The following is a 26553-nucleotide window of genomic DNA, read 5'->3' as shown; positions in this document are numbered from 1 at the left end:
CGGATGGAACCGGTGAAGATACGTCGATCCGATCTATGAAACAAACGCAATATTCTTCTATGTAAAGATGCAAATATTTTATGACCGGGTCGATGTCGCCGGATGTCGCCTGCTGCCCTCCCGCCAACCCGGTTCGAATGAATCCTCGACAGATATTTCGTGCGCGAAATAAATTACGCACTATATTTCGCATACGAAATAACGACCCGGAACGAGGACGGCCATGACCTCCCAACCCATCGAGTTTTCCGCCGCCGACGGCTACGCACTGCACGGCACGCTGTGGACGCCGGACGCAGCGCCGCGCGCGCTGGTGCTGATCCATCCTGCGACGGCCGTGCCGGAGCGGCTGTATGCGGGCTTCGCGCGGTTCCTGACCGAACGCGGCTTCGCGGCGCTCACCTACAACTATCGCGGCATCGGCACGTCGCGGCCCGCGCGCCTGGGCGCGCTGCAGGCCCGCATGCGCGACTGGATGGAACTCGACGTGGGCGCCGCGACCGCGTGGGCACGGCAGGCCTATGAAGGGTTGCCGCTGCTGGCGGTCGGGCATAGCGTCGGCGGGCATGCGATCGGGTTGTCGGCCGCTACGCCGCACCTGCGCGCGGCCGTGCTCGTCGCCACGCATGCGGCCAGCACGCGACTGATCACGCAGGCGGCCGAACGCCTGAAGGTGCGGCTGATCCTGCGTGTGTTCGGCCCGCTGATGTCGGCGCTGCTCGGCTACGTGCCCGGCAAGCGCCTCGGACTCGGCGAAGACATGCCGGCCGGCGTGTTCCGCGAATGGGGCCGCTGGACGACGCTGCCGCACTATTTTTTCGATGATCCGACACTCGGCGCGGCCGAGCGTTACGCGAAACAGCAGTTGCCGATCCTTGTGCTCGGCTTCGACGACGACCCGTGGGCGAACCCGGCTGCCATCGGGCTGCTGGTAAGCTATCTGACCCGCGCGGCGGTCGAACGCCGTCAGATCGATCCGCATGCGGCGGGCAGCGGCCCGGTCGGGCACATGGGCTTCTTCCGCAGCCGCCCCGGTACCGTGCTGTGGCCCGACGTGGCCGACTGGCTCGCGCAGGCACTCGACACGCCGCGAACCGCGGGACGTCCCTCCCTTTCCATTGCAGCCGGGAACCCAGCTTGAGCGAAGACCGACGACTGTTTTTCATGTTGAACATCGGCCAGCGGCGCGTGCAGCGCTGGATCGACCGCAAGGCGGAGACCGAGACCCGCGCGAGCGCAGCGCAGGCCGGCGTGCTGTTCTGTCTCGCGAAACAGGACGGTGCGCTGATCGGCGAAGTCGGCGCCGCGCTGCAGCTTGCGCCGTCCGCGATGACGGGGCTCGCCGACCGGATGGAGAAAGCCGGCCTCATTACGCGTCACGCCGATTCGGACGACGGCCGCGCGACGCGGTTGTACCTGACCGACGACGGTCACGCGGCGCTCAAGCGGGCGCGCGTGCTGCTGCGCGAGCTGAACGGCAAGCTGTGCGACGGGTTTTCCGACGATGAACTCGATACCGTCGCGCGCTGGCTGCACGCGCTGCAGGAGCGGTTTCCTGCGGAGCGCTGAGCAAGGGCGGAAATGCCGTGTCGCTGCCGCCTTCGCGAGTTCCCCGCACAAACTGGCGTACGTGCCGCCGCGCAATCGACGCGGCGGCACGCACACACTGATGCGTCAGGCAGCCTGCGGTATCGCGGCGACTACGGGTTCGGCTTTCAGCGCGGCGACCTTGCCGATCGTATCGACGCATGCATGCGCGAGTTCCGCGCCTTTCACGAGGAAGTGGTCGTGGAAGAACGCGACATGCTCGGCCCCGTGGAAATGATGCGGCGTCAGAACCGCCGATAGCACCACCACGCCGGTTTCGAGCTGCACCTGCATGAGACCGGAAATCACCGCTTGCGCGACGAAGTCATGGCGATAGATACCGCCGTCGACGACCAGGCCGGCGCACGCGATGGCCGCGTATTTGCCGGTTTTCGCGAGCAGTTTGGCATGCAGCGGAATTTCGAAAGCGCCTGCCACTTCGAAGAAATCGCAATCCGCCTGGCTCAGGTTCGCGTTGACGAGTCCGCCGACAAACGCGTTTCGGCACTGGTCGACGATCTCCTTGTGCCAGCATGACTGGACAAAAGCGATACGCGGCGCGGCAGTTTGGGAGGGGGAAGCAAGTTGGGTCATCGATGGGTCCTGTGTGAGTTGAATGGGCGCACAGGGAGAAGCCGCGTACCTTGCGTACGCAACGAACCCCGCTCTCTCTCATCCGGACTTTGACCGTCGGCCCCGGAATCAAACCGGGTCTGCTGACCTTGCCGTGCACATGCGTGTCGGCAAGCGCTCGCGGGCTACACGCAATCAATCGCGCGATTACCGCCGGTGGGGAATTTCACCCCGCCCTGAGAACGTTCGCGGCACATTGGCCGCGCCGGAAATCTATCACACTCGCGTCGTGCAGGTCTTCGATGTCACCCGCCCACTTCATGCACTCAACGTGCCCCCGGGTGTCCGGCCTCCTGTCCAGCAGCCTTTTCACCCATCCGACGGAAAACCTACGACTTCCTGCCATCCGGCTTGGAATTTGAAATGATATAACATATCATTTCACGTGCTCGTCCGCCTGACGCCGTTCCACTCCGGGCGGGCGAGCCTCGCCGAGCCATGTTCCAACGGGTCACTACGCGTCGCAGACGCAACAATATATCGTATCCAGCCGTGACCCGCATCGCTCGTTATCCGATCCGATTCCAACCGATTCACCGACCATGCGCGACCTCCCTCGTCTACCGCTTCGCCCGCTCTCGTCCCTTTCGCTGATGCTGTTCGCCGCCGTCGCACACGCACAGGCGGATACGCCTGCCGTATCCGGCACGCCGCCGGCCACGCCGCTCGCACCGATCTTCGTGACCGCGAACCCGCTCGGCGACAGCGACCTGATCGCGCCGACCGTCCAGCTTTCCGGCGATGCGCTGACGCGCCGCCAGGCCGATTCGCTCGGCGAAACGCTGAACGGGCTGCCCGGCGTGTCGACCACTACCTACGGGCCGATGGTCGGCCGCCCGATCATCCGCGGGATGGACGGCGACCGGATCCGGCTGCTGCAGAACGGCGTCGCGGCCTACGACGCGTCGTCGCTGTCGTACGACCATGCGGTGCCGCAGGATCCGCTGTCGATCGAACGCGTCGAGATCGTGCGCGGGCCGGCCGCGCTGCTGTATGGCGGCAACGCGGTGGGCGGCGTCGTCAACACGATCGACAACCGGATTCCGCGCGAAGCGATCGAAGGCGTGACGGGTGCGCTCGACGCGCGCTACGGCGGCGCGAATTCCGTGCGCGCGGGCGCCGCGCAAGTCGAAGGCGGCAACGGCCGCTTCGCGTTCCACGTCGACGCGTTCGACCGCGAAACGAGCAAGCTGCGGATTCCCGGCTACGCACGCAGCGGCGCGCAACGCGCGATCGACGGCCCCGACACGCCGCAGCCGTACGGCAACGTGCCGAACAGCGACGGCCGCGTGCACGGCGGCGCGCTCGGCGCGTCGTACACGTGGGCGGACGGCTTCGCGGGCCTGTCCTACAGCGGCTACGAATCGAACTACGGCTCCGTCGCGGAGAGCGACGTGCGGCTGCGGATGCGCCAGGAACGCCTCGCGCTCGCGTCCGAGGTACGTAACCTGAGCGGGCCGTTCACGAAGCTGAAATTCGACTTCGCGTACACCGACTATCGCCACAAGGAAGTCGACAACGGCGAAACCGCCACCACCTTCCGCAATCGCGGCTACGAGGCGCGCATCGAGGCAACCCATCGCAAGATCGGCCCGTTCGAAGGCGCGATCGGCGTGCAGTTCGGCCAGAACACGTTCTCCGCGCTGGGCGACGAGATGCTCGTGCCGTCCACGCGCACGAACAGCGTCGCGCTGTTCGGCCTCGAGGAATGGCAGGTCGTCCCGGCGCTCAAGCTGAGCCTCGGCGGCCGTTTCGAGCACGTGAAGGTCGATCCCGATCCGGCCGGCGTCGAGAAATTCGCGAGTGCGCAGCCGCGCGAATTCAACGCGGGCAGCCTGTCGGCCGGCGCACTGTTCTCGCTGACGCCCGTGTGGTCGGTGGCGGCCAACGTCGCGTACACCGAACGCGCGCCGACCTTCTACGAGCTGTATTCGAACGGCCCGCACGATGCGACCGGCCAGTTCCTGATCGGCAACCCGAACGCGTCGAAGGAAAAAGCGGTGTCGACCGACCTGTCGCTGCGCTACGCGAGCGGCCCGAATCGCGGCAGCGTCGGCGTGTTCTACAACCGCTTCTCGAACTACCTGGCCGAGTACAACACGGGCCGCGTGGTGAACGACGACGGCGAACCGGTCGCGCCCGGTACCGACGGCTCGCTCAACGAGGCGATCTACCGTGGCGTGCGCGCCGAGTTCTACGGCATCGAGCTGGACGGCAAGTGGCGCGCCTTCGCGCGGCGCGGCCATACCGTCGACCTGGAACTGACGGCCGACTATACGCATGCGCGCAACGTCGACACGGGCCAGCCGCTGCCGCGCATCGCGCCGCTGCGCGCGACGCTCGCAGCCGACTACGGCTACGGCCCGTTCGGCGCGCGCGCACAGGTCACGCATGCGTGGTCGCAGCATCGCGTGCCCGACAACGACGCTTCGACGGACGGCTACACGTCGCTCGGCGTGATGCTGACCTACAAGTTCCGCATGGGTCCGACGCACTGGCTCGCATACCTGCGCGGTGACAACCTGACGAACCAGGAAATCCGCTATTCGACCTCGGTCGTGCGCGGCTTCGCGCCGGAAGGCGGCCGCAGCGTGATGGCCGGGTTGCGCACCACGTTCTGACCCTCTCATGGCCCGCGGCGCCCGCCGCGGGCTGCTCTGCGGCGCCTCCACTCCGCACCGCATTTCCGTTTATCGGCCATTACCGCCAATCGCGCGGCACACACCGACGATACGTATCGGTTCCCTCCCCAATTAGATCGCAACGAAATTCCCTTATTCACCCATAAATCGAAACAAATTCATCAGACGATTATTAGCAAAAAGACTGTTTTTGTTTCAACCAATAAAACCGGTTTCAAATTCCACGTATAAACCTTTTAATCACGGGCGCTCCGGCGTTTTTTCGGTTGAAATCAAGAGCGCCCGCCCGACAAGGTTTCAGCGATAAAAAAACTAATATCAGGGTTTTCAACGGGTAAAGAATCATCCGGTATACCCGTTAAAGCCGGCACGAGCCCGTATCTGGTCCAACAATAATTTCAATTCGCCAACCACAAGCACAGAGGCACACTGTGAAAATCGCCAGAATAAGCATCAAAACAAAACTCCTTGGCGGCTTCGGCCTGCTCTCCGCGATCGTCGTGATCGTGTCGGGCATGGCACTCAAGGCGCTATCCGATACGAATGCCGAGTTTTCCCGCTACATGAATGGCATCAGCGCGCGGGCGACCCTGTCCGCGCAGATCCGCACCGCAGTCGACCGGCGCGCGATCGCCGCGCGCAACCTCGTGCTCGTGACCAAACCGTCCGACCTCGAGCTCGAACTGGCCGAGGTGAACCAGGCGCACAAGGACGTGCAGGAGCATCTTGCGAAGCTCAAGGACATGATGGCGAACGCGACTGACACCTCCGATCGCGCGCGCGAACTGGTGGCCGACATCGTGCGCATCGAAGCCAGCTACGGGCCTGTCGCGCTGCGCATCGTCGGGCTCGCGCAGGCCGGCAAGAAAGACGAGGCGACCGCCGACATCGACGACAACTGCCGCCCGCTGCTCGCGCAACTGGTGCGCGCGACCGACGCGTACGCGTCCTATACGCATGAACGCGAACTCGCGATCGCCCAGCAATTCGCGGATCGCTATGCGATGGAGCGCAACCTGCTGGCCGGCATCTGCCTGATCGCGGTCGCGATCGCGGCCTGCGGTGGCCTGTGGCTGACGCGCAAGATCACGGTGCCGATCGGCTCGGCCGTGGACGTCGCGCGTACGGTCGCGAACGGCGATCTCGGCAGCCGCATCGACGTGAGCGGCAACGACGAGACGCGCGATCTGCTCGAAGCGCTGCGAACGATGAACGAGCGGTTGATCGGCATCGTCGGCCGCGTGCGCGATTCGTCGAACAGCATCGCGCATGCGGTCGGCGAGATCGCATCGGGCAACCTCGACCTGAGCCAGCGCACCGAGGAACAGGCCGCGTCGCTGCAGGAAACCGCCGCGACGATGGAGGAATTCACGTCGACGGTGCGGCTGAATGCCGAGAACGCGCAACAGGCGAGCACGCTCGCCGCGAACGCGTCGGATGTCGCGCATCGCGGCAGCTCGGTGGTCGGCCGTGTGGTCGACACGATGACGGAGATCGGCCACAGCTCGTCGAAGATCGCCGACATCACGGGCATCATCGAAGGCATCGCGTTCCAGACCAACATCCTCGCGCTGAATGCGGCCGTCGAAGCGGCGCGGGCGGGCGAACAGGGGCGCGGTTTCGCGGTCGTGGCGAGCGAGGTGCGCAGTCTCGCGCAGCGCTCGTCTACAGCGGCGAAGGAGATCAAGGAACTGATCTCCGCGTCGGTGCAGACGATCCGCGACGGCTCGGCGCTCGCCGGCGAAGCCGGCAAGACGATGTCGGACGTCACGCAGGCCGTCGCGCGCGTGACGGACATCATGGGCGAGATCGCGGCCGCGTCGGCCGAGCAGAGCCGCGGCATCGACCAGGTGAACCTGACGATCACGCAGATGGACGAGACGACCCAGCAGAACGCGGCGCTCGTCGAGCAGGCCGCAGCCGCGTCGAAGTCGCTCGAGGCACAAGGCCGCGAGCTGTCCGAAACGGTCGCCGCGTTCCGGATGCCGTCCGGCACGCACGTGACGTCGTCGGGCGCGTACGCGCAAGAGCCCGCCATGCATCACTGGCAACCGGCCACCGCGTAACGGACACCGCAAGGAGACGACGGTGCGCACGCTGTCTCGCCGGTCTGCCAGCGTCACGCTTGCGCGTACCGCGCGATGCGCGGCCGCACGCGGCACGCGGTGCGGCTGTGCATCGTCGCCGTCGGGCGCGGCCGGTTCGCACGCGCGACGTCGCGCCGCTCCGATTCGCGTCGCGCGTGCGCGGCACGCGTGCATGTAGCTCGCACGTCGGCATGGCCGCATCATCGACGGTCGTTTCTACCGACCGGCACGGCATCGCGCGCGTGTCCGGCAATGCGCGTCGTCACGGACGATCGCGTTTGATGCCGCCTCCTCCGCATGGCATGGCGCATGCTGCGTTTGCACCATCGCGCAAGTTTCGATCCCGGCCATGTATCGTGCGTTGCCACACCGACGACATGGAGATCACGCTGCATTCGCACGCGCATCGCTCACCGATGCAGACTTTTAAAACGAACGAATGACGAGTATGCTTAAAAAAGCACTCCCCGTTCGGACGGCGAATCGCGTGCCCTGACTCCCGTCCGATCGCATTGCGGCCCCATCGCTTCGCACACCGCGTGCCGATGGCGGCGTCTGCTTCTCGCGCCACGGCCGCACGAACCTTTCCCCCAACAATCGTCAGGAGAGCTAGTGAGCCGACTCGTCGTCGTATCCAATCGCATTGCAGATCCCCGTAAAGCCGCGGCCGGCGGGCTCGCCGTTGCCGTGAAAGACAGCCTGCAGGAATCCGGCGGCGTCTGGTTCGGCTGGAGCGGGAGGCTGCGCGGCGGCGACGATCAGCCCACGCATGGCGACGACGTGCAGATCCAGAACGTCGGCGGTATCCAGCTCGCGACGATCGATCTCGACCCGCAGGATTACGACGCTTACTACCTCGGTTATTCGAACAACGTGCTGTGGCCGGTGTTTCACTACCGGCTCGATCTCGCGCAGTTCGACCGTCGCTTCGCCGACGGCTACCGGCGCGTGAACCAGCTGTTCGCGCGCAAGCTGCGCACGCTGTTGCGGCCCGACGACACCATCTGGGTCCACGACTACCAGCTGATTCCGCTCGCCGCCGAGTTGCGCGCGATGGGCTGTACGAATCCGATCGGTTTCTTCCTGCACATCCCGATGCCGCCGCCGCCGATCATGGCCGCGATCCCGGAACACGAATGGCTGATGCGCTCGCTGTTCGCCTACGATCTCGTCGGCTTCCAGACCGAGTCGGATCTTCTCCACTTCGAGCATTACGTCGAAGCGGAAGCCGGTGCCGCGCGGCTGCCCGACGGCCGCCTGCGCGCGTTCGGCCGCACGTTGTCGGCCGGCGCCTTCCCGATCGGCATCAACGTCGACGAGTTCGAATCGCTCGCGCGCGATCGCGACGGGCTCGACATGTTCGAACGGATGCGCGACGAGTATTCACGGCGTCAGCTCCTGGTCGGGGTCGACCGGCTCGACTACACGAAGGGGCTGCCGCAGCGCGTGCATGCGTTCCGCCAGTTGCTCGAGCAATATCCGGAGAACCGCGACCGTGCGACGCTGATCCAGATCGCCGCGCCGAGCCGCGAGGATCTCGGCGCATACGACGACCTGCGGCGCGAGATGGACAGCCTGTGCGGCGCGATCAACGGCGACTACGGCGAACTCGAATGGATGCCGATGCGCTACATTCACCGCACCGTTGCGCGCAAGCGCTTGCCGGGCCTCTATCGCGCGAGCCGCGTCGCGCTCGTCACGCCGCTGCGCGACGGGATGAACCTCGTCGCGAAGGAATTTCTCGCCGCGCAGGACGCAGCCGATCCGGGCGTGCTCGTGCTGTCACGTTTCGCCGGCGCGGCCGAGCAGCTGAAGTCAGCACTGCTCGTCAATCCGTACGACACACAAGGCACGGCGCAGGCGATCCAGCGCGCGCTCACGATGCCGCTCGAAGAACGCCGCCAGCGTCATGCGGCGCTGATGGCGATCGTGCGCAAGACCGACGTGCACTGGTGGCGCACGCGCTTTCTCGACGCGCTCGCCGAAGCGGCGGAAGTCGCGGCCGCGACCGAATCCTGACGCGCGCTCACGCGTTCGTCGTCGCGTATTCGAGCGCCGCGCCGCTTACGTCGCACAGGTCGACCGACACCGGAATGCCTTCGCGCAGGCTCTCCGTCAGCACGCAATACGCATCGAACTGATTGAGCACGCGCGTCGCCGCCGCGAGATCGGCCCACGTCTTGCCGATCGACAGTCGTACCGACATCGCGCCCACGCGCACCCTGCCTGCTTCGTTCTGCACCATGTCGACATCGATGTGCGCGGCAATCGGCTGCGGATCGACATGCTGCTTTTCCAGTGCGAACAGCAGGCTCGCCGCGAGACAGGTCGCGACTGCCGCGGCCAGCAACCGGATCGGGTTCGGCCCGCGTCCGTCGCCGAGCGGCGGTGGCTCGTCGGTGAGCACCGGCGACAGCGTCGTGCCGGCAAATGCCACTTCGAAACAGAAACGCGCCTGCTGCGCGACATCGACCGATACGTGCGCCTCGCTCATGGCGACTCCGCGGAGATCAACGGGGAAAGGAATGCCGGCACGCAGTCGCATCGACGCGCGCGGCTCGCAGGTTCGCGGCACCTTCAGCGCTCGGGTTCGCGTGGCGGCCCGTACGCGACGAAATCGCGCTCGACCGCGGACGCGTGCTCCGTTTCGATCGCGCCGCCGCGTGCACCGGCTTCGTCGTCCGGTGCCGGCGCTGCGGACGACGGTTCGACGCGCCCGTCGATCAGCGCCTGCAGCGCTTCGCGTTCGAGCACCTCGCATTGCAGCAGCCGGCGCGCGATGCGTTCGAGCGCATCGCGGCGTTCGCCGAGCGTCATCGCGACCCGCGCATGCGCGTCGGTCAGCAGCGTGCGCACCTCGTCGTCGATCATCCGTGCGGTGTGCTCGCTGCAGCGCCCTTCACCCGCATGCCATGCGCCGGGGATACCCTGGCGCGCATCGCCGTCGTCGAACGTCGCGAGCCCGATCTTCTCGCTCATCCCGTACTGCATGACCATGTGGCGCGCCATCGCGGTCGCGCGTTCGAGATCGTTCTGCGCGCCCGTCGACACGTCGCCGAACACGAGTTCTTCGGCAACCCGGCCGCCGAGCAGTGCATCGATGCGGTCGAGCAGCTCGCTCCTGCGCAACACGTAGCGATCCTCGGTCGGCACCTGCTGCGTATAGCCGAGCGCGGCCACGCCGCGCGGAATGATCGACACTTTCTTCACCGGATCGCAATGTGCGCGGCTTTCCGCGACGAGTGCATGGCCGGCTTCGTGATACGCGATGGTCAGCTTCTCCTGCGCGTTCATCACGCGGCTCTTGCGCTCGAGGCCCGTCAGCGCGCGATCGATCGCCTCGTCGAAATCGGCCATGCCGATCGCCGGCTTGCCGAGTTCGGCCGCATGCAGCGCGGCCTCGTTGACGACGTTCGCGAGATCCGCGCCGACGAAGCCCGGCGTGCGCGACGCGAGTTCGCCGAGATCGACGTCGGCCGCGAGCTTCACGCGCTTCACGTGCACGCCGAGGATCTGCCGGCGGCCGGTCACGTCGGGCCGGTCGATCGCGATGTGGCGATCGAAGCGGCCCGGCCGCAGCAGCGCGGGATCGAGAATCTCGGGACGGTTCGTCGCCGCCATGATGATCACGCCGGAGCCCGCCTGGAAGCCGTCCATCTCGACGAGCAACTGGTTGAGCGTCTGCTCGCGTTCGTCGTTGCCCGACATCGGGCCGACGCCGCGCACCTTGCCGAGCGCATCGAGTTCGTCGACGAATACGATGCACGGCGCCTTCTGCTGCGCCTGCTCGAACAGGTCGCGCACGCGCGCCGCGCCGACGCCGACGAACATCTCGACGAACGCCGAACCGCTGATCGAGAAGAACGGCACGGCCGCCTCGCCGGCCACCGCGCGCGCGAGCAGCGTCTTGCCCGTGCCCGGCGCGCCGACGACGAGCACGCCCTTCGGGATCTTGCCGCCGAGCCGCTGGTAGCGGTCGGGGTTGCGCAGGAACGCGACGAGCTGCTGCAGCTCGGCCTTTGCTTCGTCGATGCCCGCGATATCGTCGAACGTGATGCCGGTTTCCTGCTGCACGTAGACGCGCGCGCGGCTCTTGCCCATCCCGGTGAAATCCTGCAGCCCGCCGCGCCTGCGCAGCATCATGTTCCAGATGAACACGAACAGCACGAGCGGCAGCAGCCACGATGCGAGCGAGGCGATCCAGCTCGTGTCGGGCGCGCCGTGATAGCGGATGCCGGCGGCGGTCAGCGTGTCGGTCAGGTGTTCGTCGCTCACGCGGTTGGTCGTGAACCGCCACGGCGCCCCGGCCTGCTGCACGGCCGCGGCTTCGGACGCCGGCAGCATCGTGCCGGCCTGCGGCATCTTCAGCGTGCCCGTGATCGATGCGGGGCCGACTTCGAGATCATCGACGAGCCGGGCGGCGACGAGCTGGTGGAAATCGCTGTACGCGATCGACGCCGACGTCGGGTGAAGCATCAGCAACTGCGCGGCGAACAGCACGAAGAAGCCCGCCGCGATCAGCAATCCCGGGTAGTCGAATTTCTTGTCCATGGCATCGGGCCGGACGTGCGCACGACGCTACGCTGCGCGGCACGGCGAACGTGCGCGGATACGCGCGCAATCGGCGCGCGGCATCGGCAGCCATGCGGAAGGGGCATTCATGCGTGCCATCGTCGCCTCGCTTCATCGCCTCGTTTCGTCGCATCAATGGCGCCGCGACAACGCCGTCGGCCGGCGCCGCCGGGCAATCCTCGCCCGGGCGGCGCGCCGCGACGCGCCGCCCCTGAATCCAGTCTAGTTCGCGCGCGAGCGTCGCGCATCGCCCTCGGCGCGACTCGAATCGTCCGACAAACACCTTTCATCCGCCCCCGTTGCCGCGTTATAGTCGCGTTCGTGACATTTTTGTGACAGACGCATCGCGCCCGCCGATACGCAACACGGGCCGTTGCTTTCGCTCCTGCGGCACGGCAGCCTGTGCGGCACCGCAGCGCATCACGCCCCGTCCATCCGCCCATTCGAGGAACCCACGACGTGAACGACACCCCCGATCGCCCCGACGACCTTCCCGCCGACCCCGACCGCCGCCGCGTGCTCGGCGGCCTCGCCGCGCTCGGTGCGGGTGTCGCACTCAGCGGCTGTGAAACCACGGCGGGCAGCGCGCCGCGTTCCGCCGCCGACCTGCGCATCGACGAAGCGCTGCGCCAGCGCGTGCGCCACATCGTCGTGATCTATGCGGAAAACCGCAGCTTCGCGAACCTGTACGGCGATTTCCCCGGCGTGCAACATCCGCTGAGCGAGGTGCAGCCCGCGCACGCGCAGCAGCTCGATCGCGACGGCAAGACGCCGCTGCCCGTGCTGCCGAAGATCTGGGGCGGGCTCGTGCCGCAGGCGCAGGAAGTGGAGGGCAAGCGCTACGCGATCGCCGAGCGCGACATCGACAAGCTGCCGAACGCGCCGTTCCGGATTACGGACGCGCAGGGCAAGCCGCTGCCGAACGGCGTGATCACGCGCGACCTGTGGCACCGCTTCTACCAGAACCAGATGCAGATCGCGGGCGGCCGCAACGACCAGTTCGCCGCGTGGGCCGATTCGGGCGGCCTCGTGATGGGCCACTACCGCAATTCGGCCGACACGCTGCGGCTGTGGAATCTCGCGCGGCAATACACGCTGTGCGACAACTTCTTCATGGCGGCGTTCGGCGGGTCGTGGATGAACCACATGTTCCTGATCTCCGCGCAACCGCCGATGTATCCGGACGCGCACAAGCATCCGCACGCGGCGAAGCTGCTCTCGAAGGTCGAAGGCGACGATCCGGCCGGCACGCGCCTGAAGCTCGCCGACGATTCGCCCGCGTCCGCGCTCGACGGCCCGCCGAAGTTCGCAGGCGACGGCCCGCTGACGCCCGACGGCTACGGCGTGAACACGATGGCGCCGCCGTACCAGCCGAGCTACGTGCCGCCGCCCGACCCGGGCAACGCCGCGTATGCCGATCCGGACGACCATCGCGTGATGCCGCCGCAGGGCTATGCGACGATCGGCGACCGCCTGTCGGAAAAGAACGTCGACTGGGCGTGGTACAGCGGCGCGTGGCAGTACGCGCTCGAGCATCGTGACACGGGCACCGTGCCGGATTTCCAGTACCACCACCAGCCGTTCAACTACTTCGTGAACTATGCGCCGGGCACCGACGCGCGCAGCAAGCACCTGCGCGACGCAGGGCTCGGCGACGAGCCTTCGACGAACCACTTCATCGCGGACATCGACGCGGGCCGCCTGCCGGCCGTCACGTTCTACAAGCCGCAGGGCAACCTGAACATGCATGCGGGCTACGCGGACATCGAATCGGGCGACCGTCACATCGCGACCGTGATCGAACATATCCGGCGCGGGCCGCAATGGGACAACACCGTGATCGTGATGACGCACGACGAGAACGGCGGCTGGTGGGATCACGTCGCGCCGCCGGTCGGCGACCGCTGGGGCCCTGGTTCACGGATTCCGGCGCTCGTGATCTCGCCGTTCGCGAAGAAGGGTTTCGTCGATCACACGCTGTACGACACGAACTCGATCCTGCGCTTCATCAGCCGCGTGCACGGACTCGCGCCGCTCGACGGCGTGGTCGCGCGCAACAAGGCGTTCGCCGCACGCGGCGCGACGCCGCCGGGCGATCTCACGAACGCGCTCGACCTGGGCTGACGGCGGGCGGGCCTGGTGGTCGGTTACCTGGGTGGCCGGCTTGGTCGCTTGGTCGCTTGGTCGCTTGGTCGCTTGGTCGCTTGGTCGCTTGGTCGCTTGGTCGCTTGGTCGCTTGGTCGCTTGGTCGCTTGGTCGCTTGGTCGCTTGGCTGCTGGGCTGCTGGGCTGCTTGGCTGCTTGGCTGCTGGGCTGCTGGGCCGCTGGGCTGCTGGGCCGCTGGGCTGCTGGGCTGCTGGGCTGCTGGGCTGCTGGGCTGCTGGGCTGCTGGGCTGCTTAGCCGCTTGAAACGACGACGCCCCGGGCAATGCGATTGCCCGGGGCGTCGTTCATTTCCACCCTGCCAACGCTACGCTACGCGGCACTGCGCAATGCGTCGCACCCCGCCCGCGCGGCGTGACGGCCGGCCTGCCGGCCGAAGAACGTCGCGTCGGCCAGCGACAGCCCCGAGCTGTACCCGGCGCCCCAGCGCGGCAGCCCGCAGCTCGTGCGGCCGGCCGCATAGAGCCCCGCCACCGGCGCACGCGCCGCGTCGACCACCTGCCCGGTCGGCAGCGTGTCGAGCCCGCCGAGCGTGAAGTGCGGATAGAACGCGTAGTCGATCCGGCAATCGAGCGCGACGAACGGCGGCTCGATCAGCGGCTGCAGCCATTTCTTCGCCTTGTGGAACAGCGGATCGGCGCCTTCGGCCGCATGGCGGTTGTAGACGTCGACGGTCGCCGTCAGCGTGCCGGCCGGCATCTGCAGGTCGCGTTCGACTTCCTCCCACGTTTCGCCGGCCGCCGCGATGCCGATCCGCGCGATCGCGGGCGGCTCCCGGTACGTCGCCTGGTCGACGAGCAGGTAGATGCGGTCGCCGGCCTGGTGAAACGCGTGATGGCCCGTGCGGCCGTGATAGCCGTCCTCGTTGATGAAGCGCTGGCCGCGCGCGTTCACGAAGATCCCTCTGATCAGCGATTCGGGCGCGTAGAACGGCAGGCTGACGAAGCCCTGGTCCATGTGGATCGCCGCGCCGCCTGCGCTCTGGCCGAGCAGGATGCCCGAGCCGTCGTCGCCGGGGCTGCCGATCGGTTCATCCGAGCGCAGGAACTGCGGCGCATGCCGGCGCACCATGTCGCGATTCATCGCGAAGCCGCCCGCGCACAGGATCACCGCGCGACGCGCACGCACGAATGCCGTCTCGCCATACGCGCGCAGCACGACGCCGCACACCGTGCCGCCGTCGTCGACGATCAATGCGAGCGCACGCGTGTCGTAGCGCGTCGCGACGCCGAGCGCCGCCACGCGTTCGGCCAGCACGCGCATCAGCATCTGCCCACCGCCCCAGCCCGGCCATTGCGGCGTGTGCCCGCGCGGGCACGGCTTCGCGGCCTCGCTGAACGGCCAGGCTTCCTCGCTGCCCGACCAGATCAGGCAATCGTCGGTCTCCGGTTCGACGATCCGCTCGGCAATGAACGTGTTCTTGTACGTGAGGCCCTGCGCGACGAGCCAGTCGTGGTGCGCGAGGCTTTCGTTCGCGTAGAGCCGGACCTTCGCGTCGTCGGCGTCGCGGCCGCCGGCCAGCATCAGGTAGCGGTACAGATCCTCGGTGTCGTCCACAAAGCCGGCCTGCCGCTGCGCGGGCGTGCCGCCGCTGCCGCCGAGGTAGATCTCGCCGCCAGACAGCGCGCTCGTGCCGCCGTAGCTCGATGCACGCTCGACGATCAGCGTGTCGGCGCCGGCGCTCGCGGCCTCGATCGCCGCACAGGCGCCGGCCGCGCCGAAGCCGACGATCACGACATCGTGTTCGGCATCCCAGCGATGCACGTCGCGGGTGTTCAGGGGGTGAGTCAGGGAATAGTCGGATGACATGAGGAATGGGTCAGCGTTTAGGAAATCTGCGCAATGCGGCGGATGTGGCGGATGTGGCGAGGGCCGGGCAGGCGGCCCGACGCGACGTTGCCGCGACGCCCCGTTGCCGTGACGACGGGCGTGCGACGGTGCGCGCGCAGGACGCACGCCATCTCATGCCCGGTTGAAGCCGCCCCGCACAACGCGGGATCGGCGCGCGATGATTCCACCGTGCCCGTAGCGAAAGGCGTCCGTACGCCATCGCGCTGCCACGGCTTCCCGCCTGCGCGGCGCGCGGCCGCGCCGACGTCACATGCCGCGCAACGCGGCGAAACCGAAGTGCAACGGATCGATCGGCACGCAGCCGGTCGGCAGGCCGTTTGCGTCGACCGAGCGGCATTGCAGGATGCCGGCTGCATACGGCGGCGACGGCACCTGATCGGCACCATATCGCGCCATCGCCATGGCAGCGAACGTGCCCATCGCCAATACGCACAGCTTGCGAGTCGTCAGTCTCATGATCGTCGTCCCCTCCGGTTGTCCGCTGGTGCGGTTCGTGTCCGGCGTGCATCGCATGCGGCACCGGATGACTGCACGGTAGCCAGCGCCCGGTCGCCGGCCATCGTCCATTTCGACTAGGGGCAAACGCTGAGCGGAGGGCAAGCGGCGTGCCGCATCGCAGCATCGTGCGCCACGCCTTCGCACACGTGGAGGAGACACGGCACGTTGTGCGCCTGTCGCAGCCGGACGCGCCAATCGTCAGACGCTTGTCGCGCACCGGTCGCTGCGCCGCACCATCCGTGCGCCATCGTGTGACACGCCGCGGCCGGCCCCGGTGTTTTCCCCGACCCTCGCCCTGCTCCGTATGGATGATGAGTCGCCATCGGTCCGATGCGAACCTTCGCCTCGACGTCGCAATGCCGCCGTGTCCGCACTCGCGGCGCGGCTGACTCTTTCCGTTCTTCCACGGGAGTACTGCATGACCGATTCGAATCCCCGCCACGCGCTGTACGAACTTGCGTGCCGCTACGCGCAAGCCGTCGACCGGCGCGACTGGCCGCGCCTCACCGCCCTCTTCACGCCCGATGCGCAGCTCGCCGGCCCGGGCTTCCGCTTCGACGACCGCGACGCGATCGTCGCGGGCATGCGCGTGATCGAGCGCTACGAAGCGACCCAGCATCACGTGCACAACCAGCTCGTGACGCTCGACGGCGGCGAGGCCGACGTCGAGACCTACGGCGTCGCCTGCCACGTCTACGTGCGCGACGGCGTGAAGCGCAAGCTCGACTGGGGGCTGCGCTATCGCGACCGCTGCGTGTTCGACGGCGGCACGTGGCGCTTCGCCGCGCGCACGCTGCACGTCGACTGGGCGCAAGACCTGCCGCTGGAGGGCTGAACGATGCGCAAACCCCTTCCCCTCGACGGCCGCACCGCACTCGTCACGGGCGGCGCCGGCGGCATCGGCGCGGCCTGCGCGCACGCGCTCGTCGCCGATGGCGCGGCCGTCGTGCTGATGGGCCGCCGCCGCGACGCGCTCGAACGCACGCAACGGCAACTGACCGACGCGGTGCCCGGCAGCCGCGTCGCGATCCATGCGGGCGACGCCTGCGACGAAGCCGACCTGCAGGCCGCGCTCGACTGCGCGTGGGCGCTCGACAACCGCCTCGACATCGTCGTACCGACGGTCGGTGGTGCAGGCTTCCGGCCGCTGCTGCTGCACGACGCCGACACCTTCCGCGCCGAAATCGAGCTGAACCTGCACAGCGCGTTCGCCGCGATCCGTCACGCCGCGCCGCGGCTCGCCGACAGCGGCGGCGGCGCGATCGTCTGCATCTCGTCGACGGCCGCGCAGATCAATTTCCGCTGGCTGTCCGCGTACTGCACCGCGAAGGCTGCCCTCGAAGCGCTCGTGCGCGGCGCGGCCGAGGAACTGGCCGGCGCGAAGATCCGCGTGAACGCGGTGCGCCCGGGCCTGACGCGCTCCGAAGCCACGGCGCCGATGTTCGACAACCGCGCGCTCGTCGACAGTTTTCTCGAGCAGATTCCGCTCGGCACGCTCGGCGAACCGGAAGCGATCGCGCATGCGGTGCGCTATCTCGCGGGCCCCGAGTCGGGCTGGGTGACCGGCCAGAGCTTCGCGGTCGACGGCGGCCACGAACTGCGCACCAACCCGCGCGTCGACGACACGATCGCGCAGATCTACGGCGCCGCCGCGCTCGACGCGATCAAGGCCGGCCGCGCACCGGACGCCGCATGAGTGCCTGCCATCTTTCAACGTCAAAGGAATTCGACTGATCATGAATCGAGTCGCAAACAAGGTCGCGCTGGTCACCGGCGCGGCCAGCGGCGTCGGCCGCGCCGATGCGCTGCTGCTCGCCGCCGAAGGCGCGCGTGTCGTGCTGACCGACATCGACGAGGACGCCGGCCGCGCGCTCGCACACGAGATCGGCGACACCGCACTGTTCGTCCGCCACGACATCGCCGATGAAGACGGCTGGCGACATGCGATCGCATCGACGCTCGACCGCTTCGGCCGCCTCGACGTGCTCGTCAACAACGCGGCGATCTGCCCGGTCGGCTCGATCGAGGACACGAGCCTCGACACGTGGCGACGCGTGATGCGCACCAACGCGGACGGTTATTTCCTCGGTTGCAAATATGCGATCGGTGCGATGAAGGGCAACGACACGCCGGGCTCGATCGTGATGATGTCGTCGGTCGCCGCGCTCGGGGGGCTGCCGATGATGTGCGCGTACACCGGGTCGAAAGGCGCGGTGACAGCACTCGCGCGCAGCGTCGCCGTCCACTGCAAGCGCAGCGGCTACCGGATCCGCTGCAACTCGATCCATCCGGACGGGATCTGGACGCCGATGACGCAGGCGCTGATGCCCGATCTCGACCCCGCCGCGCTCGGCATCGGCAGCGATCCGATGGCGCGCATGTGCGACCCGCAGGACGTTGCGAATCTCGTGCTGTTCCTCGCGTCCGACGAATCGCGTTTCGTGAACGGTGCGGAGCTGCGGATCGACAACGCGCAACTGGTGTCGTCGCTGTGACGCGACGCACCGCCTTCCCGTTCAAAGGAGTTCATCGATGATTTCATTCACCGGCAAGACCGTGCTGGTCACCGGCGGCGGCGCGGGCATCGGCCGTGCGTGTGCGGAAGCATTCGGCGCGGCCGGCGCGCGTGTCGCGGTGGCCGAGATCGACCCGGCCCGCGCGCAGGACGTGCGCCAGGCGCTCGAAGCGGCGGGTGTCGACGCGCTCGTCGGCACCGTGGACGTCACGCGCCGCGACCAGGTCGATGCGTTCGCGCGAACCGTCGACGCACGCTTCGGCGGCCTCGACGTGCTCGTCAACAATGTGGGCGACTTCCTGCAGATCGCGAAACCGTTCGAAGACTGCACCGACGACGACATCGCGCGACTGTTCGACGCGAACCTGCGCCAGGTATTCGTCGTCACGCGCGCGATGCTGCCGTTGCTCCGCAAGCGCGGCGCGGGCGGCAGCATCGTCGGTGTGTCGTCGATCGAAGGCTTTCGCGCCATTCCGAACTGCACCGTGTACGCGTCTTTCAAGGCGGCACTGACCGGATTCACGAAAAGCCTCGCGCTCGAACTCGGGCCGGCCGGCATTCGCGTGAACCAGATCGCGCCCGAAACCACCGAGACGCCCCAGGTGCCCGTCAGCGCGATGGTCGCGGCCGAGCACCACGACCATATCCCGCGCTGGATCCCGCTCGGGCGCTTCGGCGCGGCGGGCGATATCGCGGGCGCCGCGCTGTTCCTTGCGAGCCCGCTCGCCGCGTGGGTCACCGGCACGACGCTGCATGTCGACGGCGGCGCGCTCGCAGCGGCCGGCTGGTATCGCGACCCGAACGGCTTCTGGACCAACATGCCTGTCGTCACGGGCAACGGCTTCAATTTCTGAGCGGCACCGCTAGCCTGTTCATTTCACGCGGCGCGGTTGCGCCGCCATCGGAGACACCATGAAGATCCTGATCGTCGGCGGCACCGGCCTCATCGGCGGCCATGCCGCGCTGCACCTGCACGCGCAGGGCAACCACGTCACGCTCGCCGCACGCAAGCCCCCCGCCCCCGGCAGCGCGCTCGCGCAGTTCGACGTGCTGCTGCGCGACTACGTGGCCGGCAACTTCACGCGCGACGATCTCGCGCCGTTCGACGCCGTGGTGTTCGCCGCCGGCAACGACATCCGCCACCTGCCGCCCGGCACCGACGAAGCTGCTCACTGGGAACGCGCGAACGTCGACGCGGTGCCGCGCTTCTTCGCGCTCGCGCGCGACGCGGGCGTGAAGCGCGCGGTGCTGGTCGGCAGTTTCTATCCGCAGGTCGCGCCGGCGCTCGTCGACACGGTGCCGTACGTGCGCTCGCGCCATCTCGCAGACGAACGCGTCCGCGCGCTCGCGACGCAGTCGTTCGCCGTCTGCAGCGTCAATGCGCCGTTCGTCGTCGGGTCGGTGCCGGGGCTGCGCAACGAAATGTTCGCTGCGTACACGGGCTATGCGCAAGGCCAGTTCGCGGGGCTGCCCGTGTTCGGGCCGGCCGGCGGCAGCAACTTCATCTCGACGCAATCGCTGTCGGAAGCGATCTGGGGCGCGCTGCAGCGCGGCGAAGCGGGCAAGGCCTACCTCGTCGGCGACGAGAACCTCAGCTTCGCCGACTACTTCGCGGCGTTCTTCCGCGCGGCCGGCAATCCGCGGGACGTGCCGTCGCTCGACCAGGAGCATCCGCTGTTGCCCGACATGGCGATCTACACGGGGCGCGGCAACGTCGTGTCGTACGAGCCCGATCCGGCCGACAGCGCGCTGCTGCGCTACCGGCGCGGCGACGTGCAGCGCGCGGTCGACGAAGTCGTTGCGCATTGCAGCGCGCGGTAGGCGTCGCGGTCGAGGCATCGATGCGGACCGTCAGGCGACCCTAAGCAGTTCGATCCTCTTCATCGAGTCGGACACCTCGGCCGGCGGGTGTTGCACGTCCGGAGTCACGAAGCGCGAATTCGGGCGTGCAACTCTGCGGTCGGTTTGATACGCCTACTTGCCCAGCGCATTGAACCAGCCCGGACCGATCGGCGCGTAACCGGCAGTGCCCGCTGCCGCTGCACGTGCATTAATGCCGAAATCAGGCCACGCGGGATAGTACTGACTCGACTTCACTTGAGGCGTGCCCTCGATTTTCGCGGGACCGGGGGTACCGTTAGAACCGGTCGCCGCGCCAAGCGTCACGATGCCGAAATACGGCTCATAGATGTTCGTGCTGTTCGGCAATGACAACGCCATGTCGGAATAGCAGTACGCATACACCGGACCGTATGCACCTATCGGTTGCTGTGCAATCCATGCCATCAGTGCACGATATTCGCGCGCCTGGTTCGCTTGCGTCAGAAATGGCGCATTCTGCATGGTCCGAAAATTGGCATTCGTGTATTGCGTCGACGAGCCGCCCAATTGCCCCGTGAAATTGGTCGCGCCGTCCGTGCCCGTCGTGGGTGCGCCGAATTCGGTGAGAACGATGGCCTTCGCGCCATCGCCTGCCGTATTCATCTGATCGCGCAAGCTCGTTCCGGTGTAACTCGAAAACGAGTTGCCGCTACTCGACGGCCACGCATACGACGGCGACGGGAAGTTATGCCACATCATGTTGAATGCATTCGAGTATTGCGGAAACGTGGTATTGAGCGTCGTGCTAGGGCATTGGTCCTGAGCCGATTGCCAGTCGTCGGAGTAACAGTACGGGTGATGAGCCAGCCCATCGAAATACCCATGTGCACCACTCGCGTACATTACGGCCAGCCAGTCGCGCGGATCCCACTGAGTAGGCGCGGGATAACTCGGATTGGTCGAATTGACGAGCCCGACCACACCGTTCGACGGCAGCGTGCCGTTCGTGTTGTTCGGATACGTCGTACATGCCGCGCTTCCTCCGGCATACACATAGGCTCCGGGATTCGCCTGCTTGATCGCCGGGTAGGCGCTTTTCAGGATTTGCGTATACAGCACCGGATCGTGAGGCATGAAATCGATGCCGCAGTTCGGCTCATTCCAGATTTCCCATGCATCGACCTGTCCACCGTAGCTGTCGCTACCGTAATGCTTGGCCGCGGCACGGGCAAAATTGGTGTAAAAGATTGGGTCCGGTGCGCACAGCCAGGACGAAACTCCATTCGCTTGCTGATAGCTGCTCGAGCACTTCGAACTGGCCGCCCACGGTGGAGTCAGTAATATCAGGCCCAGTACCCGCAGGCCATTGTTGCGGGCCGCTCGGATGATCGTGTCCGTCACTCCCCAGTTCAATCCGCTGCTGGTCCCGGGATTGGAGTCGTTGACGTCAATCGTGGTTTGCGACGGTTGAATCCGCGCCCAGTTGATATCGATCCGGACCCAGCGAGCGTTTGTCGCCGCGAGACCGGCCATGTAGTTGTTGATGGCTTGCGTCGGATCGTTGGCGTTCCGGTTGATGATGTCGTTGATTTCACTGCCCAGGTTGATTGCAGGCACCGGCGTATTGGTTTGGCCGATCGCGGGGTGGCCAGCCAACAGCGCCACGAAAAACACGGCCCACACCAATCCGGCCGAAGCCGAACTCGGGCGGTTACATCGGTACGCGGATAGTGCGCCACCTACCACATTCGAGAGGCGGCTAATTGCTTTGACGATCATTGAGGCACCCCATGCGTTTTCATCAAGGCGTCTGTTTGTTTGCCGCCGAGTTCACCGGCAAGAGAACGGAGCGCCCAATGCAATAGCCGCCCAAGTCATCGTTTCGACTGCGGCAATATCGATTGCGGCTCGATAAAACGATAATCCTGCCCCAACGAGCGCAACCTTTTTCGATTTTCCAGGATCGGTCGACGGCAACCGTGCGTTACCGCACTCATCCATACGGCGGGGGTTGCCGGAAAACATACTGCAACGCCGGCCGCACCGGACAAAGAAGGACGTGCATGGCGACAAGCGGACATGCAAAAAAACGTCCCGCCGCAGGCAATACATGCCGGCGGCGGGACGTCGGGGCGACTACGTCGATGCGGAGCGTCAGGCGCCGATGCGCTGCTCGATCTTCTTCATCGTGTCGGTCATCTCGGCCGGCAGGCGCAGTTTCAGCATGTCGAACAGCGCCGCATGCAGCTTCAGCTCCTCACGCCATTCGTCGGCGTTCATCGACGTTACCGCATCGAACTGCTCGCGCGAGAAATCGAGGCCGTCCCAGTGCAGGTCCTCATACGCCGGCGACACACCGAACGCATGCTCACCGCCACCACCCGTGCCTTCGAGGCGATCGAGCATCCACTTCAGCACGCGCATGTTCTCGCCGAAGCCCGGCCACACGAACTTGCCGTTCGCATCCTTGCGGAACCAGTTCACGCAGTAGATCTTCGGCAGTTTTGCGCCCGCGCCTTCGAGCTGCTTGCCGAGCTTCAGCCAGTGCGCGAAATAGTCGCTGACGTTGTAGCCGCAGAACGGCAGCATCGCGAACGGATCGCGGCGCACGATGCCCTGCTGGCCGACCGCCGCGGCGGTCGTCTCCGAGCCCATCGTCGCGGCCATGTACACGCCTTCGACCCAGTCGCGCGCCTCGGTCACGAGCGGCACGGTCGTCGAACGGCGGCCGCCGAAAATGAACGCATCGATCGGCACGCCGGCCGGGTTCTCCCAGTCACCATCGATCGACGGACACTGCGCGGCCGGCGCCGTGAAGCGCGAATTCGGATGCGCCGCCTTGCGGCCCGTCTCCTTCCCGATCTCCGGTGTCCACGGGTTGCCCTGCCAGTCGGTCAGCTTCGCGGGCGGCGTGTCGGTCAGCCCTTCCCACCACACGTCGCCGTCTTCCGTCAGCGCGACGTTCGTGAAGATCACGTTTTCGGTGAGCGTCGAAATGGCGTTCGGGTTGGTCTTCACGCCGGTGCCCGGTGCAACGCCGAAGAAGCCGGCTTCCGGGTTGATCGCATACAGTCGGCCGTCGCGGCCCGGCTTCAGCCACGCGATGTCGTCGCCGATCGTCGTGACCTTCCAGCCGTTGAAGCCCTGAGGCGGAATCAGCATCGCGAAGTTCGTCTTGCCGCACGCGGACGGGAATGCGGCAGCGACGTGATACTTCTTGCCGGCCGGCGACGTCACGCCGAGGATCAGCATGTGCTCGGCGAGCCAGCCCTGGTCGCGCCCCATCGTCGACGCGATACGCAGCGCGAAACACTTCTTGCCGAGCAGCGCGTTGCCGCCGTAACCCGAACCGAAGCTCCAGATCTCGCGCGTCTCGGGAAAGTGCACGATGTACTTGACCGGGTTGCACGGCCACGGCACGTCCTGCTGGCCGGCTTCGAGCGGATGGCCGACGCTGTGCACGCACGGCACGAATTCGCCGTCCTCGCCGAGCACGTCGTACACCTCGCGGCCCATGCGCGTCATGATCCGCATGTTCACGGCAACGTACGGGCTGTCGGACAGTTCGACGCCGACGTGCGCAATCGGCGAGCCGAGCGGGCCCATCGAAAACGGCACGACGTACAGCGTGCGGCCGCGCATCGAGCCGCGGAACAGGCCGTTGAGCGTCTCGCGCATTTCGGCGGGCGCGATCCAGTTGTTGGTCGGGCCGACGTCGTCGCGCGATGCCGCGCAGATGAACGTGCGATCCTCGACGCGCGCGACGTCGGACGGATCGGATTGCGCGAGATACGAGTTCGGGCGCTTCGCCGGGTTCAGGCGCTTGAGCGTGCCCTGGTCGACCATCGCCTGGCACAGCGCGTCGTTTTCTTCCTGCGAGCCGTCACACCACACGACGCGCTCGGGCTCCGTGAGCGCCGCGATACGCGACACCCAGTCGATCAGCTTGCGATGTTTGACGAAGGCCGGCGGAGCGATCAGCGGGCCGTGTGTGGCTTCGGCCAGATTGTTTTGCGACATGAAAATGTCTCCAGATTATTGGGCGGGGATGGGGAATGCGGGGTGAACCCGCCAGATGGGGAATGCGATCGGAGCGCAGGACGCAGCAACGCGCAGCGCGGTACACGCGAGCTGTGCGCGTGTCGATGCCGCGATGCGGGCGAGAGGATGTGATGTCTCGTTAGAAGATGCGAACGCGAGTTTCGCCATGCATGCAACCTGCCTTACAACTTCCATGCCGGCCAGCATACCATCGCCGATATTGCTCGGGCGTTGCGTTGCAACAAGAAACAACTGTGACGACGTGCAGGCACATGCGTTGCCGGCAAGTCATGTCGACGGCGTCGACGCGCCCGCTTTCGGGGGCGAAACGGCCGGAACGGCCGTCCGGCAATGGTTTCGGGGAAGCGGTCAATTCGGCTCGCCGGACGCACGCATGACGATCGCGCATGCGCATCCGGCGAATTCGTATTTTCGCTACTCAGGCAAACCCTGAATTAGGTTGCGTACACAAACATCCGACGAGAACGTGCGGCAAGCCCACCCGCTCAAAACGGCGCGCCCGGCAATCCGGGGTAATACGCGCCTGCCGCCATCCCACCGTCGACGGCCAGCTCGGCGCCGTTGCAGTACGACGCTTCGTCGCTCGCGAGGAACAGCGTCGCGCGTGCGATTTCGTCGGGCAGGCCCACGCGTTGCAGCGGCACGTTCGCGTAATGCTTGTTGATCTCCTCGAGCGGCGCACCGGTCGGGTTCGACATTGCGGTGTTCACGCCGCCCGGATGGATCGAATTCACACGCACGCCCTGATGGCCGAGCTCGAGCGCCGCGACCTTCGTCAGCCCGCGCACGCCCCACTTGCTCGACACGTACGCGGCCAGTGCGTTCACGCCGCGCAGCCCGTCCACCGACGAGATGTTGACGATCGACCCGCTCTTCTGCGCGATCATGTGCGGCGCGATCGTCCGGATCCCGACGAACGTGCCGACGAGGTTGATCGACACCGCGCGCTCGAAATCGCGTTTCGACAACTCGGTGATGCCGCCGAACGTCAGCACGGCCGCATTGTTGACCAGCACGTCGATACGGCCGAACTGCTCGATCGCCGCTTCGGTCACGCGCACCCAGCTCGCTTCGTCGGCGACGTCGAGCCGCATGAAGCGTGCCGCGTCGCCGAGCTCGCGCGCGAGCGCTTCGCCTTCCGCGTCGAGCACGTCGCCGATCACGACGCGCGCCCCTTCTGCGACGAACAGCCTGCACGTCGCCGCGCCCATGCCTCGCGCACCGCCCGTGACGATCGCTACCTTTCCTTCCAGTCGACCCATGTCGTCCTCTCTTCGATTCCGGTTTGCCGGTCAAAGCGCGCATGCGTGCGTGCGCTTGCCGGATCATGATCTGCGCGCGGCCAGCGCCGCGCGCCTCCCGCCATCACCCCCAGTAAGCCTGCCCGCCGTCGAGCGGCAGCGTCGCGCCCGTCAGATACGCCGCGTCGCGGCTCGCCAGAAATACGATCGCGCGCCCGATGTCCTGCTCGCAGTCGCCTACGCGGCCGAGCGGAATCGTGCGGAAGAACGCGGCGGCTTCCTGCGGATTCGCGTCGACCCAGCCTTTCAGGCCCGGCGACAACGCGTGCGGCGCGACCGCGTTCACGCGGATACCGTCCACGCCCCATTCACACGCAGCCGCGCGCGTGAGCGCACGAATCGCCTCCTTGGTCGCCGCGTACGCGCCGTAGCCGGACGCGTCCCAGCGCACCGCGGCCGACGAAGCGAAATTGACGATCACGCCGTCGCCCTTCAGATGCGGATGGCACGCGCGCATCATGCGCAGCGTCGCGATCGGCCCCGATTCGAGCCCCGCCAGGAAATCCGCATCGGTCACGTCGAGCAGGCGGCCGAGCGGCACGACCTGTGCGTTGTTGATCAGGATCTGCACACCGCCGAAGCGCGCAACGACGCTGTCGACGCACTGCTCGATCTGCGCGGCGTCCATCACGTCGCACACGAACGGCTCGGCCGCGCCGCCGCGCGCGCGGATCGCCTCGCAGGTCGCGAGCAGCTTGTCGCGGGTACGACCGACCACCGCGACGTGCGCGCCCTCCGCCGCGAGCGCATGCGCGACGCCCTGGCCCACGCCCTGCCCCGCGCCCGTCACGAGCGCGACCTTGCCCTTCAGGATGCCCATGC

The 26553-nt window shown here is 66.9% G+C and carries 20 protein-coding genes and 1 riboswitch; of the genes, 11 read left to right on the top strand and 9 right to left on the bottom strand.

Annotation, left to right across the window (positions count from 1 at the left end):
- The first annotated feature begins 223 nt into the window (after positions 1–223).
- Together ACPTTF_RS24310 and ACPTTF_RS24305 are read left to right on the top strand one after the other, a co-directional pair.
- Positions 224–1141: a serine aminopeptidase domain-containing protein gene (locus ACPTTF_RS24310; RefSeq protein WP_423368543.1), complete on the top strand. Its 918-nt coding sequence runs from the start codon at positions 224–226 to the stop codon at positions 1139–1141.
- Entirely contained in the window at positions 1138–1569 is a 432-nt protein-coding gene (locus tag ACPTTF_RS24305) for a MarR family winged helix-turn-helix transcriptional regulator (protein ID WP_166952416.1), read from the top strand. Before ACPTTF_RS24310 ends, ACPTTF_RS24305 begins: the two co-directional genes overlap by 4 nt.
- 105 nt (positions 1570–1674) lie before the next feature.
- Here the strand turns inward: ACPTTF_RS24305 and ACPTTF_RS24300 are convergent, their stop codons facing one another.
- On the bottom strand, positions 1675–2181 hold the full coding sequence (locus ACPTTF_RS24300) for a 6,7-dimethyl-8-ribityllumazine synthase (protein ID WP_166952413.1): 507 nt from the start codon (positions 2179–2181) through the stop codon (positions 1675–1677).
- Positions 2182–2247: 66 nt separating this feature from the next.
- A riboswitch (FMN riboswitch) is annotated at positions 2248–2408 on the bottom strand.
- A gap of 354 nt (positions 2409–2762) precedes the next feature.
- On the opposite strand from ACPTTF_RS24300, the gene ACPTTF_RS24295 reads away from it, so the two are divergent.
- The 3 genes from ACPTTF_RS24295 to otsA all read left to right on the top strand — a co-directional run bounded on the left by ACPTTF_RS24295 (position 2763) and on the right by otsA (position 8968).
- Positions 2763–4841: a TonB-dependent receptor gene (locus ACPTTF_RS24295; RefSeq protein ID WP_423368542.1), complete on the top strand. Its 2079-nt coding sequence runs from the start codon at positions 2763–2765 to the stop codon at positions 4839–4841.
- Positions 4842–5293: 452 nt separating this feature from the next.
- Positions 5294–6928, top strand: coding sequence for a methyl-accepting chemotaxis protein (locus ACPTTF_RS24290; RefSeq protein WP_423368541.1), 1635 nt, complete (start codon positions 5294–5296; stop codon positions 6926–6928).
- A gap of 633 nt (positions 6929–7561) precedes the next feature.
- Entirely contained in the window at positions 7562–8968 is a 1407-nt protein-coding gene (otsA, locus tag ACPTTF_RS24285) for an alpha,alpha-trehalose-phosphate synthase (UDP-forming) (protein WP_423368540.1), read from the top strand.
- Positions 8969–8975: 7 nt separating this feature from the next.
- On the opposite strand, the gene ACPTTF_RS24280 is transcribed toward otsA, so the two are convergent.
- A complete protein-coding gene (locus ACPTTF_RS24280) occupies positions 8976–9443 on the bottom strand; it encodes an OsmC family protein (protein ID WP_423368539.1) in 468 nt (155 codons plus the stop codon).
- An 83-nt stretch (positions 9444–9526) separates the two neighbouring features.
- Positions 9527–11500: an ATP-dependent zinc metalloprotease FtsH gene (gene ftsH, locus ACPTTF_RS24275; protein WP_423368538.1), complete on the bottom strand. Its 1974-nt coding sequence runs from the start codon at positions 11498–11500 to the stop codon at positions 9527–9529.
- A gap of 480 nt (positions 11501–11980) precedes the next feature.
- On the opposite strand from ftsH, the gene ACPTTF_RS24270 reads away from it, so the two are divergent.
- Complete coding sequence (locus ACPTTF_RS24270; RefSeq protein WP_423368537.1) at positions 11981–13645, top strand: acid phosphatase; 1665 nt, start codon at positions 11981–11983, stop codon at positions 13643–13645.
- A gap of 350 nt (positions 13646–13995) precedes the next feature.
- On the opposite strand, the gene ACPTTF_RS24265 is transcribed toward ACPTTF_RS24270, so the two are convergent.
- Positions 13996–15492 carry an FAD-dependent oxidoreductase gene (locus tag ACPTTF_RS24265; RefSeq protein WP_423368536.1) on the bottom strand — a complete coding sequence of 499 codons (1497 nt, stop codon included), beginning with the start codon at positions 15490–15492 and terminating at the stop codon, positions 13996–13998.
- Positions 15493–15780: 288 nt separating this feature from the next.
- Positions 15781–15990 carry a hypothetical protein gene (locus tag ACPTTF_RS24260; RefSeq protein WP_166952392.1) on the bottom strand — a complete coding sequence of 70 codons (210 nt, stop codon included), beginning with the start codon at positions 15988–15990 and terminating at the stop codon, positions 15781–15783.
- A 460-nt stretch (positions 15991–16450) separates the two neighbouring features.
- Between ACPTTF_RS24260 and ACPTTF_RS24255 the strand changes: the two genes are divergently transcribed.
- The 5 genes from ACPTTF_RS24255 to ACPTTF_RS24235 are packed head-to-tail and all read left to right on the top strand — an operon-like array spanning position 16451 to position 20368.
- Complete coding sequence (locus ACPTTF_RS24255) at positions 16451–16867, top strand: nuclear transport factor 2 family protein (RefSeq protein WP_166952389.1); 417 nt, start codon at positions 16451–16453, stop codon at positions 16865–16867.
- Between the two features lie 3 nt (positions 16868–16870).
- Positions 16871–17728, top strand: coding sequence for an SDR family NAD(P)-dependent oxidoreductase (locus ACPTTF_RS24250; RefSeq protein ID WP_423368535.1), 858 nt, complete (start codon positions 16871–16873; stop codon positions 17726–17728).
- 40 nt (positions 17729–17768) lie between these two features.
- Positions 17769–18527 carry an SDR family oxidoreductase gene (locus ACPTTF_RS24245; RefSeq protein WP_423368534.1) on the top strand — a complete coding sequence of 253 codons (759 nt, stop codon included), beginning with the start codon at positions 17769–17771 and terminating at the stop codon, positions 18525–18527.
- 40 nt (positions 18528–18567) lie between these two features.
- Positions 18568–19401: an SDR family NAD(P)-dependent oxidoreductase gene (locus ACPTTF_RS24240; RefSeq protein WP_423369867.1), complete on the top strand. Its 834-nt coding sequence runs from the start codon at positions 18568–18570 to the stop codon at positions 19399–19401.
- Between the two features lie 58 nt (positions 19402–19459).
- A complete protein-coding gene (locus ACPTTF_RS24235) occupies positions 19460–20368 on the top strand; it encodes an NAD-dependent epimerase/dehydratase family protein (RefSeq protein ID WP_423368533.1) in 909 nt (302 codons plus the stop codon).
- A gap of 153 nt (positions 20369–20521) precedes the next feature.
- On the opposite strand, the gene ACPTTF_RS24230 is transcribed toward ACPTTF_RS24235, so the two are convergent.
- The 4 genes from ACPTTF_RS24230 to ACPTTF_RS24215 form a co-directional block, all read right to left on the bottom strand.
- A complete protein-coding gene (locus ACPTTF_RS24230; RefSeq protein WP_423368532.1) occupies positions 20522–22147 on the bottom strand; it encodes a cellulase in 1626 nt (541 codons plus the stop codon).
- A gap of 375 nt (positions 22148–22522) precedes the next feature.
- Positions 22523–24388 (bottom strand): phosphoenolpyruvate carboxykinase (GTP), encoded by a 1866-nt coding sequence (locus ACPTTF_RS24225; protein WP_423368531.1) that lies wholly within the window; start codon positions 24386–24388, stop codon positions 22523–22525.
- A gap of 527 nt (positions 24389–24915) precedes the next feature.
- Positions 24916–25692 (bottom strand): glucose 1-dehydrogenase, encoded by a 777-nt coding sequence (locus ACPTTF_RS24220; protein WP_423368530.1) that lies wholly within the window; start codon positions 25690–25692, stop codon positions 24916–24918.
- 103 nt (positions 25693–25795) lie between these two features.
- Positions 25796–26551, bottom strand: a complete 756-nt coding sequence (locus ACPTTF_RS24215) for an SDR family NAD(P)-dependent oxidoreductase (protein ID WP_423368529.1) — start codon at positions 26549–26551, stop codon at positions 25796–25798.
- Positions 26552–26553: the final 2 nt, after the last annotated feature.

Source organism: Burkholderia crassaminum, from assembly GCF_964265005.1.
Lineage (GTDB): Bacteria > Pseudomonadota > Gammaproteobacteria > Burkholderiales > Burkholderiaceae > Burkholderia.
This window is presented reverse-complemented; position numbering and strand designations above follow the sequence as displayed.

Excerpts from the sequence above, each read along its gene's own strand:
- ACPTTF_RS24310 (WP_423368543.1), top strand. The coding sequence starts at position 224 with ATGACCTCCCAACCCATCGAGTTTTCCGCCGCCGACGGCTACGCACTG.
- ACPTTF_RS24300 (WP_166952413.1), bottom strand. The coding sequence starts at position 2,181 with ATGACCCAACTTGCTTCCCCCTCCCAAACTGCCGCGCCGCGTATCGCT.
- ACPTTF_RS24295 (WP_423368542.1), top strand. The coding sequence starts at position 2,763 with ATGCGCGACCTCCCTCGTCTACCGCTTCGCCCGCTCTCGTCCCTTTCG.
- ACPTTF_RS24280 (WP_423368539.1), bottom strand. The coding sequence starts at position 9,443 with ATGAGCGAGGCGCACGTATCGGTCGATGTCGCGCAGCAGGCGCGTTTC.
- ftsH (WP_423368538.1), bottom strand. The coding sequence starts at position 11,500 with ATGGACAAGAAATTCGACTACCCGGGATTGCTGATCGCGGCGGGCTTC.
- ACPTTF_RS24265 (WP_423368536.1), bottom strand. The coding sequence starts at position 15,492 with ATGTCATCCGACTATTCCCTGACTCACCCCCTGAACACCCGCGACGTG.
- ACPTTF_RS24260 (WP_166952392.1), bottom strand. The coding sequence starts at position 15,990 with ATGAGACTGACGACTCGCAAGCTGTGCGTATTGGCGATGGGCACGTTC.
- ACPTTF_RS24255 (WP_166952389.1), top strand. The coding sequence starts at position 16,451 with ATGACCGATTCGAATCCCCGCCACGCGCTGTACGAACTTGCGTGCCGC.
- ACPTTF_RS24250 (WP_423368535.1), top strand. The coding sequence starts at position 16,871 with ATGCGCAAACCCCTTCCCCTCGACGGCCGCACCGCACTCGTCACGGGC.
- ACPTTF_RS24245 (WP_423368534.1), top strand. The coding sequence starts at position 17,769 with ATGAATCGAGTCGCAAACAAGGTCGCGCTGGTCACCGGCGCGGCCAGC.
- ACPTTF_RS24235 (WP_423368533.1), top strand. The coding sequence starts at position 19,460 with ATGAAGATCCTGATCGTCGGCGGCACCGGCCTCATCGGCGGCCATGCC.
- ACPTTF_RS24230 (WP_423368532.1), bottom strand. The coding sequence starts at position 22,147 with ATGATCGTCAAAGCAATTAGCCGCCTCTCGAATGTGGTAGGTGGCGCA.
- ACPTTF_RS24225 (WP_423368531.1), bottom strand. The coding sequence starts at position 24,388 with ATGTCGCAAAACAATCTGGCCGAAGCCACACACGGCCCGCTGATCGCT.
- ACPTTF_RS24220 (WP_423368530.1), bottom strand. The coding sequence starts at position 25,692 with ATGGGTCGACTGGAAGGAAAGGTAGCGATCGTCACGGGCGGTGCGCGA.
- ACPTTF_RS24215 (WP_423368529.1), bottom strand. The coding sequence starts at position 26,551 with ATGGGCATCCTGAAGGGCAAGGTCGCGCTCGTGACGGGCGCGGGGCAG.